This is a genomic window from Streptomyces sp. NPDC059455 (assembly GCF_042750115.1).
Classification (GTDB): domain Bacteria; phylum Actinomycetota; class Actinomycetes; order Streptomycetales; family Streptomycetaceae; genus Streptomyces; species Streptomyces endocoffeicus.
Map to the genome: position 1 here is coordinate 115,160 of NZ_JBHYVB010000004.1, position 12,507 is coordinate 127,666.

Below are 12,507 nucleotides of genomic sequence, written 5' to 3' on the forward strand. Positions count from 1 at the left end.
ACCGCCATCGCGTACCGCAGTAGGCAGTAGAGGGAGACATCCATGCATGGCACGACCGAATCCTGGCGACCGCTGGGCGAGTTGTTCGACGCCCAGGTGGCCGAGTCGCCGGACGCGGTGGCGGTGATCGGCCCGGACGGTCTGGAGTGGTCGTACGCGGAGCTGGGGGCGCGGGCGGACCGGGTGGCCGGGGCGCTGGCCGCGCACGGGGTCCGGCGCGGTGACCTCGTGGCGGTGGTGCTGGACCGGTCCGCCGAGCTGGTGGCGGTGTGGCTGGGGGTGGTGAAGGCCGGGGCGGGATTCGTTCCGGTGGATCCGGCGTATCCGGCCGAGCGGATCGGATGGATGGTCGAGGACGCCGGGCCGGTGCTGGCGGTGTGCTCGGAGGAGACGCGGGCGTTGGTTCCGGCCGGGGTGGAGTGCCTGGTCCGGGATCCGGCCGCGGACGGTGAATCGGCGCCCGCGGCGTCCGTGGATGCCGATGATGTGGCGTATGTGATCTACACATCGGGTTCGACGGGCCGTCCCAAGGGCGTGCTCGTGACCCATCGCGGCATCGGCAACCTGGCGGCCGCGCAGATCGAACGGTTCGCGGTGGACGCCGATGCGCGGGTGCTGCAGCTGGCGTCGTTGAGCTTCGACGCCGCGGTGTCCGAGATCTGCATGGCGTTGCTCTCGGGCGCCGCGTTGGTGATGGCGGACGCGGACAGGTTGCCGCCGCAGGGGTCGTTGAGCGAGACGGTGGCGGAGTACGGCGTCACGCATGCGACCGTGCCGCCGTCGGTGCTGACGACGGTGGACGAGCTGCCGGGGAGCCTGCGGACGCTGGTGGTGGCGGGTGAGGCGTGCCCGCCGGGACTGGTGGAGCGGTGGGCTCCTGGACGGCGGATGATCAATGCGTACGGCCCGACCGAGGTCACCGTCTGCGCCACGATGAGCGCGCCTCTGGAGCCGTCCGGGCCGGTGCCGATCGGTGGGCCGATCGCCAACACGCGGGTGTTCGTGCTGGATGAGCGTCTGCGGCCGGTCCCCGAGGGCGGGCTGGGCGAGCTGTACGTCGCGGGCCCGGGGCTCGCACGTGGCTACCTCGGCCGCCCGGGGCTGACGGCGGAACGGTTCGTGGCCTGCCCGTTCACGGACGGGCGGATGTACCGCACCGGCGACCTCGCCCGGCGGACGGCCGATGGCGAGCTGGTCTTCGGTGGGCGTGCCGATGAGCAGGTGAAGGTGCGTGGCTTCCGGGTGGAGCCGGGTGAGATCGAGGCCGTTCTCGCCGGGCATCGGGGTGTCGGCCACGTCGCCGTGGTCGTGCGGGAGGACCGTCCCGGGGACCGGCGGCTGGTCGCCTACGTCGTCCCCGACGGGGATGTGGACACCGGCGGGCTGCGGGAGTACGTGGCCGAGCGGCTGCCGGAGTACATGGTGCCCACCGCGGTCGTCGCGCTGGACGCGCTCCCGGTCACGGTGAACGGCAAGCTGGACCGCGCGGCCCTCCCCGCCCCCGACTTCACCGACGCCGCCGAGGGCCGTGGTCCGCGGACGCCCACCGAGGAACGGCTGTGCCGGCTCTATGGCGAGATCCTCGGCCTGGAGCGGGTCAGCGCGGAGGCCTCCTTCTTCGAGCTCGGCGGCGACTCGATTCTGACCATGCTGCTGGTGTCGGTGGCCCGGCGCGCCGGGCTGGTGATCGCCCCGTACCAGGTGTTCGAGCTCGCCACCCCGGCCCGCCTCGCCGACGTCGCCGAGCCGCTGGACGCGGGCGCCGCGACGGGCGACCGGGCGCGGGGCGCCGGGCATGTGCCGCTCTCCCCGGCCATGCACGACCTATTGGACCGGGAGGGACTTCAGGGGCCCGGCAGACCCGAGGTGGCCGCGGGATTCCGGTCGGCCGTGCTGGACCTCCCGGCCGGCCTCGGCCTGGGCGACATCGCCCGTGCGCTGCGGACTGTCGTCGATCGCCACGACATGCTGCGGGCCCGGCTCGAGACCACGCCGGAGCGTCGGCTGACCGTACCCCCGGCGGGTTCGGTGTCCGTCCGGCCGTGGACGCGGCGGGTGGCGACGGCAGGTATGGACGCCGATCGGCTCCAGCGGCTGCTCGCCGCCGAGTCGGCCGCGGCCGGACGGCGACTGGACCGGCGGGCCGGGGTGATGGCCCAGGCCGTGTGGTGCGACAGCGGGCCGGACGCGCCGGGGCGGCTGCTCGTCGTCGCGGACCGGCTGGTGGTCGATGCGATGTCCTGGTGGATCCTGCTGGAGGACGTGGCCGCCGCGGTCGTGGGGCGGGAGATCGCGTCGGTCCCGACGTCGTTCCGCCACTGGACACGGGCCCTGGCCACGCAGGCCGACAGTCCGGAGCGGCGTGCGGAGCTGCCCGTCTGGACCGAACTCCTGGCCGCCGGCGCCCCGTTGCTCACCACCCGTCCCGCCGACCCGGCCCGCGACGCCAACGCCCCGGTGCGCTGCGCCTACGTGCGCATCCCGGCCGACACCACGGCGGCGGTGCTGACTGCCCTGCCGGACGCGTTCCACACCGGCGCCGGGACCGTCCTGCTGACCGGGCTGACCGCGGCCCTCACCGCCTGGCGCGACGGCCAGGACCGGACCGGTGGCTTCCTCGTGGACGTGGCGGTGCCGGACCATGGACGTGGCGCCCTGGGCGGCGGCGCCGATCTCTCCCGCACCGTGGGTTCGTTCGCCCACCGCCACCCCGTACGGCTCGACACCGGCCCCCTCGACCTCGCGGAGATCCGCCTCGGCGGGCCTGCCGCGGGCCGGGCCGTGAAGCAGATCAAGGAACGGTTGCGGGCCGTCCCCGGCGATGGACTCGGCTACGGCCTGCTGCGCCACCTCAACCCCGACACCGCCGCCACGCTCGCCGACCTGCCCACCCCGCAGCTCGGCTTCACCGCCCCGGGCGACGACGACCGGCCGCCCACGCATCCGCTCGAAGCGGCGGCCCGCGTCGAGGGCGCCGAACTGGTCCTCAGCCTGGACTGGCCGGAGCCCCTCCTCCCCGAACCGGCCGCCCGGCGCCTGCTCGACGCATGGGCGCAGATGCTGTCCGGCCTCGCCGCACACTCCGGCGGTGGCCACACGCCGTCCGACTTCGCGCTGATGGCACTCGACCAGGCCCAGATCGAGGAGCTGGAGGCCGAGGTGGCGGGCGGCCTGGTCGACGTACTGCCGCTGTCACCGCTCCAAGAGGGCCTGCTCTTCCACGCGATGTTCGATGAGCGGGAACGGGACATCTACGTGGAGCAGAAGGTCCTGGAGCTGGAAGGGCCGCTGGACGTACGGAAGTTGCACGCCACCTGGCAGGCCCTCGTCGAACGGCACGGCAGTCTGCGCACCGGCTTCCGCCGCCTGGTCGGCGTGGACGAACCCGTCCAGGTGATCGCCCGCCATGTCACCCTGCCCTGGCACGAGGTGGACCTGTCGCACCTCGGCGCCGAGGCGGCGCGGGACCGGGCGGACCGGTTGGAGAGCGCGGAACGGGCCCGCCGCTTCGACCTCGCCGCCCCGCCGCTGGCGCGGATCCTGCTGGTGAAGACCGGCCCCGACCGCCACCGCATGGTCGTGACCCTGCACCACATCGTGCTCGACGGCTGGTCGCTGCGGATCCTCATCCGCGAGCTGTGGGCCGCCTACGCGGCCGGCGGCGACACCCGCGAACTGGCGCCGACCACGCCCTACGGCGAGTATCTGGCCTGGCTCGCCCGCCAGGACCGGGAGGCTGCGCGCGCCGCCTGGCAGCGGGCGCTGGACGGCGTGTCCGAGCCGACGACGGTCGCCGCGCTCGACCCGAACGCCGAACCCGTCCTGACCCGCAAGGTTCTCGCCGAGACCGGCGACCAACTGGCCGGTGCGCTGCGGGAGCTCGCCCGAGGCCACGGCGTCACACTGAACACCGTGCTGCAGGTGGCCTGGGCCCAGGTCGTCGGCAAGCTCACCGGCCGGAGCGATGTGGTGTTCGGCGCCGCCGTGGCCGGACGTCCGCCGGAACTGGCAGGGATGGCGGACATGCTGGGGCTCTTCATCAACACGATCCCCGTACGGGTCCGGCTGCGCCCGGCAGACTCCATCGCCCACCTGCTCAGCGTCGTGCAGACCCAGCAGTCGGCGCTGCTCGACCACCAGCACCTCGGCCTCAAGGAGATCCAGCGCCTGGCCGGACCGGGCGCCACGTTCGACACCTTGATGGCCTTCGAGAACTTCCACGCGGGCGAGACCGGACCGGCCGCCCCTCTGCGACTCACCGACAGCACGACCCGGATGGCGACCACCTTCCCGCTGACGCTGGGGGTGGACCCGGCGGACGAGCTGAAGTTCTGGCTGGACTATCGCCCGGACGCGTTCGACGAGGACGCCGCCCGGGGCGTGGTACGGCGGCTGGTCCGGGTGCTGGAGCAGATGGCGGCGGACCCGGCGCGGCGGGTGAGCGAGGTCGAGGTGCTGGGGTGCGGTGAGCGGGAGCGGGTGGTGGAGGGGTGGAACGCCACTGATCGGGTGGTGCCGGTGGGGTCGTTGGGGGAGTTGTTCGATGAGCGGGCGGCCGTCTCCGCTGATGCGGTGGCGGTGGTGGGTGCGGGTGGTGAGGAGTGGTCGTACGGGGAGTTGGCCGAGTGGTCGGATCGGGTGGCGGGTGTGTTGGGTGCGCGGGGTGTGGGGCGGGGTGATCTGGTTGCGGTGGTGTTGGAGCGGTCGGTGGATGTGGTGGCGGTGTTGTTGGGGGTGGTGAAGGCGGGGGCGGGTTTTGTGCCGGTGGATCCGGCGTATCCGGTGGAGCGGATCGGGTGGATGGTCGAGGATTCGGCACCTGCGCTCGTCGTGTGTTCGGAGGGGACGCGGGGTTTGGTTCCGGCCGGGGTGGAGTGTCTGGTGTGGGATCCGTCTGGGGTGGTGGCGGAGTCCGTGCCTGCGGTTTCGGTGGATGTCGATGGTGTGGCGTATGTGATCTATACGTCGGGGTCGACGGGGCGGCCTAAGGGCGTGGCGGTGACCCATCGCGGCATCGGCAACCTGGCGGCGGCGCAGATCGAGCGGTTTGCGGTGGGTGCCGATGCTCGGGTGTTGCAGTTGGCGTCGTTGAGTTTTGATGCCGCGGTGTCCGAGATGTGTATGGCGTTGCTTTCGGGTGCCGCGTTGGTGATGGCGGGTGTGGACAGGTTGCCGCCGCAGGGGTCGTTGGGCGAGGTGGTGGCGGAGTTCGGTGTTACGCATGTGACGGTGCCGCCGTCGGTGTTGGCGACGGTGGAGGTGCTGCCGGGGAGTTTGCGGACGTTGGTGGTGGCGGGTGAGGTGTGTCCGCCTGGGTTGGTGGAGCGGTGGGCGTCGGGGCGGCGGATGGTCAATGCGTACGGGCCGACCGAGGTGACCGTATGCGCGACGATGAGTGGGCCTTTGGAGCCGTCCGGGCCGGTGCCGATCGGTGGGCCGATCGCCAATACGCGGGCGTTTGTACTGGACGAGTTCCTGCGGCCCGTGCCCGAAGGCGTGGCGGGCGAGCTGTATGTCGCGGGTCCGGGGCTCGCGCGTGGCTATCTCGGCCGCCCGGGGCTGACGGCGGAACGGTTCGTGGCCTGCCCGTTCACGGGTGGCCGGATGTACCGCACCGGTGACCTCGCCACATGGACGACCGATGGTGAGCTGATGTTCGGTGGCCGGGCTGACGATCAGGTGAAGGTGCGTGGCTTCCGCGTCGAGCCGGGAGAGATCGAGGCCGTTCTCGCCGGGCATCGGAGTGTCGGCCACGTGGCCGTCGTCGTACGGGAGGACCGCCCCGGGGACCGACGGCTCGTGGCATACGTCGTCCCTGACGGGGATGTGGATACTGCGGGGCTGCGGGAGTACGTGGCCGAGCGGCTGCCGGACCACATGGTCCCCGCCGCCGTCGTCGCCCTGGACGCCCTGCCCGTCACCGTCAACGGCAAGCTGGACCGCGCCGCCCTCCCCGCCCCCGACTTCACCGACGCCACCGGGCGCGGCCCCGCCACGCCGACCGAGGAGATCCTCTGCGGCCTGTACTGCGAGGTTCTCGGGCTCGAACGGGTCGGCGCCGAGGTGTCGTTCTTCAGCATCGGTGGCGACTCGATCCTCGCCATGAAGCTCATCGCCCGGATCGCCGCCGTCCTCGACACCGAGCTCAACATCGGCGAGCTGTTCGCCGCCCCCACGGTGGCCGGGGTCGCCCGCCTCGTCGCGGCGGCGGGAGGTACGGCTGTCCGGTCCGCACTGACACCACGGCCGAGGCCGGAGGTACTGCCGCTCTCGTACGCCCAGCGGCGCATGTGGTTCCTCAATCGGCTCGAGGAGACCAACCCGGGGGCCGGAGCCGTCTACAACCTGCCGCTGGCCCTTCGGCTGACCGGAGAGCTGGATATCACCGCGCTGGAAGCCGCCCTCGGTGATGTCGCCGACCGGCACGAGAGCCTGCGCACGGTCTTTCCGGAAGCCGATGGCGAGCCGCGCCAGCAGGTGCTGGAGGGCGAGGCGGGCCGACCGCGGCTGGTCGTCGTGGAGACCAGCGGGGAACTCCTCGCGGCCGAGCTCGGGCTGTACGCGGACCGTGGCTTTGATGTGACCGTCGATCTGCCATGGCGGGCACGGCTGTTGAAGACGGGGCCGTCGGAGTATGTGCTGCTGATCGTCGCGCATCACATCGCCGTGGACGGCTGGTCGATGGGCGTGCTGGCGCGGGACCTGGGGGCGGCGTATGCGGCCCGTCGGGCGGGTGGCGCGCCGGGGTGGGAGCCGCTGCCGGTGCAGTACGCGGACTACGCGCTGTGGCAGCGCGAGGTACTGGGCGACCCCGAGGACCCGGACAGCGTAATCAGCGGCCAACTCGACTACTGGCGTGAGGGGTTGGCCGGGGCGCCCCAGGAGCTCGCGCTGCCGACCGACCGGCCCCGGCCCGCGGTGTCCTCCTTCCGCGGTGGCGAAGTGCCGATCCAGATCAGCGCGGAGACCCACGCCCGGCTGCTGGACGTGGCCCGCCGTGGTCGCGCCACCATGTTCATGGTGGTGCACGCCGCCCTTTCCGCGCTGCTGAGCCGGGTGGGTGCGGGCGACGACATCCCGATAGGCGTGCCGATCGCGGGCCGTGGCGACCCGGCGCTGGACGACCTGGCCGGGTTCTTCGTCAACACCCTGGTCGTCCGCGCCGACCTCAGCGCGGACCCGTCCTTCACGCAGCTGCTGGCCCAGGTGCGGGAGACCGATCTGGCCGCGTACGCGCATCAGGACGTGCCGTTCGAGCGGCTGGTCGAGGACCTGAACCCGTCGCGCTCGCTCTCCCACAACCCGCTGTTCCAGGTCCTGCTGGCCCTACAGAGCGTACCGGCGCCGCAATGGGGCCTGCCCGGGCTGCGGGTCCGGCGGATACCGGCGGCCGCCCAGGTCCCGGCGCGCTTCGACCTGTCGCTGGACCTGGCCGAACACCGTGATGGTGTGGGGGCGCCGGCGGGGTTGGGTGGGGCGTTGTTGTTTGCGGTGGATTTGTTTGATGAGGGTACGGCGCGGGGGTTGGTGGGGCGGTTGGTGCGGGTGTTGGAGGCGGTGGCGGTTGATCCGGGGGTGCGGGTCAGTGAGATTGATGTGTTGGGTGAGGTGGAGCGGGCTCGGGTGGTGGATGAGTGGAATGCCACGAAGGCTGCGCTGTCTGGTGGCTCGATTGTGGAGCGGTTTGAGGGGTGGGTTGTGGCGGCGCCGGATGTGGTGGCGGTGCGGTGTGGCGATGAGTCGGTGTCGTATGGGGAGTTGGATCGGCGGGCGAATCGGTTGGCGCGGTTGCTGAATGGCGCTGGTGTGGGTCGGGAGTCGCGGGTGGCGCTGTGTCTGCCGAGGTCGGTGGACGTGGTGGTGGCGGAGTTGGCGGTGTGGAAGGCGGGTGGTGCGTTCGTTCCGTTGGATCCGGAGTACCCGGCGGACCGGCTGGGTTTTGTGATCGCGGACAGCGGTGCCGAGGTGGTCCTGGGTACGTCGGAGAGCTTGGCCGGGGTGCCGGTCGGTGGTGCCCGTGTTGTGCGTATGGAGGAGGCGGACGGCTTCTCGGCTGAGCCGTTGGGGACGGTCATTGTGCCGGGTCAGTTGGCGTATGTGATCTATACGTCGGGTTCGACGGGGCGGCCGAAGGGTGTGGCTGTGGCGCATGGTGGTGTGGCGAATCTGACCGAGGTGATGCGTCCGGTGTTGGGTGTGGACGCGGGTGTGGTGGCGTTGCAGTTCGCGTCGTTCAGCTTTGACGCCGCCGTCCTCGACGTCGCCGTCACCCTCGCCGCCGGTGGCACTCTCGCGGTGGCGAGTGCGGAGGAGCGTAAGGATCCGCAGGCGCTGGCCGAGATGATCGGCCGGTGTGGCGTGCGGGTGGCCAGTGTGGTGCCGTCGCTGTTGGGCGTGCTGGATCCGGATGCTGTGCCGGGTGTGAGCAATTGGGTGCTGGGCGCGGAGCGGTTGAGTGCGGAGCTGGCTGGTCGGTGGTCGGCCGGTGCGCGGGTGTGGAACACCTACGGGCCGACCGAGGCCACCGTCATCACCACCGCCACCGCCATGCCCCTCGATCCCGGGCTGGGTACGGCCCCGCCGATAGGCCGCCCTCTGCCCAACAACAAGGTGTTCGTGTTGGACACCTTCCTCAATCCGGTTCCCGTGGGCGTCACGGGCGAGGTCTATATCGCCGGTGCTGGTCTGGCCCGGGGCTATATCGGTCGGTCGGGGCTCTCCGCGGAGCGGTTCGTCGCCTGTCCCTTCGCTGTTCCGGGTGGCCGGATGTATCGCAGTGGGGACCTGGCGAAGTGGACCGCTGAGGGTGATCTGGTCTTCGCGGGCCGCGTTGATGAGCAGGTCAAGGTCCGTGGTTTCCGTGTCGAGCCCGGCGAGATCGAGGCGGTGGTGGCCGCCTGCGAGGGCGTGGCACAGGTCGCGGTGGTGGTCCGTGACGACGGGCCGGGGGACAAGCGGCTGGTCGCGTACGTGGTCCGCAACGGGGAGCTGGACGTGACGGCCGTACGGGAGTTCGCGGCGGACCGGTTGCCGGAGTACATGGTCCCGACCGTCATGGCGCTGGACGCGCTGCCGCTCACCGTCAACGGCAAGTTGGACCGCGCCGCGCTCCCCGCTCCCGACACCGCCGAGATGACGTCGGGCCGGGCCGCCGAGACGCCGGCCGAAGAGATCCTCTGTCGGCTTTTTGCCGAGGTGCTTGGTCTCGATGAGGTCAGTACCGACGCGTCGTTCTTCGAGCTCGGCGGTGACTCGATCATGTCGATGCTGCTGGTGTCGAGGGCGCGTAAAGCGGGCCTGGTGATGAGTGCCCGGCAGGTGTTCGAGCGACGGACTCCGGCCGAACTCGCCGTGGTGGCCCGTGATGTGGCCACTGCCGATGGCCTGGAGGGGAGTGGCGACACGGGCACCGGCGAGGTGCCGTTGACCCCGGTGATGCATGAGCTGCTGCTCCGGGCCGGAGCAGAGCGCATACGTGGGGTGTTCCAGTCGACCGTGGTGATGGTTCCGGCGGGGACGCGGCTGGAGACGCTGACCGGTGCCGTTCAGGCGGTGGTCGATCACCACGACATTCTGCGGGCCCGGTTGGACACCGAGCCCGAACCCCGCCTCCTCGTCCCCCCGACCGTGTCCGTGGCTCCATGGGTGCACCGAGTCGACGCGAGTGCGGCGGGGGGTGACCTCGAGCGCCTGATCGCCGAGCAGTCGCGGGCCGCCGCGGACCGGCTCGATCCGCGGGCCGGGGTGATGGCGCAGGTGGTCTGGTTCGACCTCGGCCCGAGCACTCCCGGACGGCTCCTGTTCGTCGTCCACCACTTCGCCGTGGACACGCTCTCCCTCCGCGTCCTCGTCCCGGACCTCGCCCAGGCATACGCGGAGCTGGCCGCCGGCCGTGCGGTCGTGCTGGAGCCGGTGCCCACCTCCTTCCGGCACTGGGCCCGCGCCCTGCGGGCCGAAGCCACCGGCCAGCCGCGGCTCGCCGAACTCCCCGTCTGGACCCGACTGCTGCGCGGCTCCGACGCGCCACTCGGCGGGCGCCCCCTGGACCCGGACCGCGACGTGGGTGCCACGCTGCGGCGGGTCTCCGTGACGGCCTCGGCGGAGCTCACCGCCACCCTGCTGACGGCGGTCCCGGCCGCCTTCCACGCCGGGATCGACGATGTGCTGCTCACCGCCCTGGCCTCCGCCGTCGCGGAGTGGCGGCGGCACCGCGGGCAGCATGCGCGGAACGGGGTCCTCGTGGACGTGGAAGGCCACGGCCGGACGTCCGGCGGTCTCGATCTGGCCCGTACGGTGGGCTGGTTCACCAGCACGTACCCCGTACGACTCGACCCCGCGACACAGGACTTCGCCGGGCTGCGCGGTGGCGGGTCCGTGGCGGGACGGGCCGTCAAGCACATCAAGGAACAACTCCGTGCCGTCCCGGGTGACGGCCTCGGCCACGGCCTGCTCCGCCATCTCAATCCGGAGACCGCGCCCGCGCTCGCCGCCCTGCCCACCGCTCAGATCGGCTTCACCTACCTGGGCCGCTTCGCCGACGGGACACCGGAGCAGACGATTGCCGCCTGGTCCGCCGCCCCCGAAGGCGGTCTCGGCGGCGGAGTGGGCGACGAGGTCCCGCTGGCCCACGCCCTGGAGGCGGTCGGCCTGGTCCGCGACCTGCCGGACGGCCCGCTGCTCACGTTGACACTCGCCTGGCCCCAGCACCTCCACCACACAGACGACATGCGACGACTCGCCGACGGCTGGCTGGCGATGCTCACCGGCCTCGCCACCCACACCACCGGCTCCGGCGGCGGCCACACACCGTCGGACTTCTCACTCATCACGCTCGACCAGAGCCAGATCGACGCGCTCGAAGCGGAACTCGCGGACAAGGGGGGAGCACGATGACTCAGATGCGAGTCCAGGACGTCTGGCCGCTGTCGCCGCTGCAGGAGGGCCTGCTCTTCCACGCGGTGTACGACGAGCGGGGCATCGACGTCTATGTCGAGCAACTCGTGCTGGATCTGGAGGGCAAGCTGGACCCCGCGGTGCTGCGCGACGCGTGGCAGGCGCTGCTCGACCGGCACGAGAGCCTGCGCGCGGGCTTTCGGCAGCTGGCCGGGGTGGCAGAGCCGGTGCAGGTCATCGCCCGGGGCGTGAAGTTGCCGTGGCGGGAGGAGGACCTGTCCGGGCTCGACGCGGATGTCGCCCGTGCGGAGTCGGAGCGGTTGGGGATCGGGGAGCGGGAGCGGCGTTTCGACCTGGCGGTGCCGCCGTTGTTGAAGGTGTTGCTGGTCAAGGTCGGGCCTGATGAGTACCGGATGATGGTGACGCTGCATCACATCCTGTTGGACGGCTGGTCGCTGCCGGTGCTGATGCGGGAGTTGTGGACGTGTTACGAGGCCGGGGGCAGCACCCGTGGCCTTCCGCCCGTCACCCCGTACCGCGACTACCTCGCCTGGCTCGCCCGCCAGAACAAGGAAGCCGCGCGGGACGCATGGCGACAGGAGCTGACGGGCGCGGACGAGCCGACGCTGGTGGCACCGGGCGGACAGTCCACCGCCCCGGTCGCCTCCGGCAAGGCGGCCACCGACGCCGGGGCGGAACTCGCCGGCCGACTGCGGGACCTCTCCCGCCACAACGGCCTGACCCTGAACACCGTGATCCAGGCCGCCTGGGCCGTTGTGCTCGGTCGACTCACCGGCCGCCGCGATGTGGTGTTCGGCGCGACGGTGGCGGGGCGTCCCGCCGACCTGCCGGGCATGGAGAGCATGCTGGGGCTCTTCATCAACACGCTGCCCGTGCGCGTGCGCTTGGACCCGGCGCGTACGGTCGCCGAGCTGCTCGCGGAGCTACAGGAACGGCAGTCGGCGCTGCTGGACCACCAGCATCTGAGCCTCACCGAGATCCAGCGGCGGACCGGGCCCGGGGCGACGTTCGACACCATCATGGCGTTCGAGAACCACCCCATCGGGGCGCAGGACTCCACGGCGGCGGCCGCTGGGCTGCGGATCACCGGCACGGCGATGCGCGAGTCCACCAACTTCCCGCTCTCGCTGGGCGTCCACCCGACGGCAGAGCTGCGGCTGAGGCTGGACTACCGCCCGGACCTGTTCGACCCCGAGGCGGCTCAGGGGCTCCTTGACCGCTTGGTGCGCGTGCTGGGGCAGATGGCGGCCGATCCGGAGACGTTGGTCGGTCGGCTCGATGTGCTGGGGGAGGCGGAGTGGTCGCGGGTGGTGGCGGAGTGGAATGCCACGGAGACCACACTGCCCGGCGGTTCGATCGTGGAGCGCATCGAGGCACGGGTGGCGGCAACGCCGGATGTGATGGCGGTGCGATGCGGTGAAGAGGCGCTGTCGTACGGGGAGTTGGAGCTGCGGGCGAATCGCTTGGCGCGGCGTTTGACCGAAGTTGGCGTCGGTCCGGAGTCGCGGGTGGCGCTGTGTCTGCCGAGGTCGGTGGACATGGTGGTGGCGGAGCTGGCGGTGTGGAAGGCGGGTGGGGCGTTCGTTCCGCTGG

Annotated in this window: 2 protein-coding genes; both read left to right on the top strand. The window is 71.7% G+C overall.

Features of this window, described 5'->3' with window-relative positions; all coding sequences use genetic code 11:
• Positions 1-42 precede the first annotated feature (42 nt).
• Entirely contained in the window at positions 43-10,893 is a 10,851-nt protein-coding gene (locus ACFXB5_RS02875) for an amino acid adenylation domain-containing protein (RefSeq protein ID WP_385201752.1), read from the top strand.
• A partial coding sequence (locus ACFXB5_RS02880; protein WP_385201754.1) for a condensation domain-containing protein occupies positions 10,890-12,507 on the top strand: 1,618 nt, incomplete at its 3' end. The genes ACFXB5_RS02875 and ACFXB5_RS02880, both read left to right, overlap by 4 nt.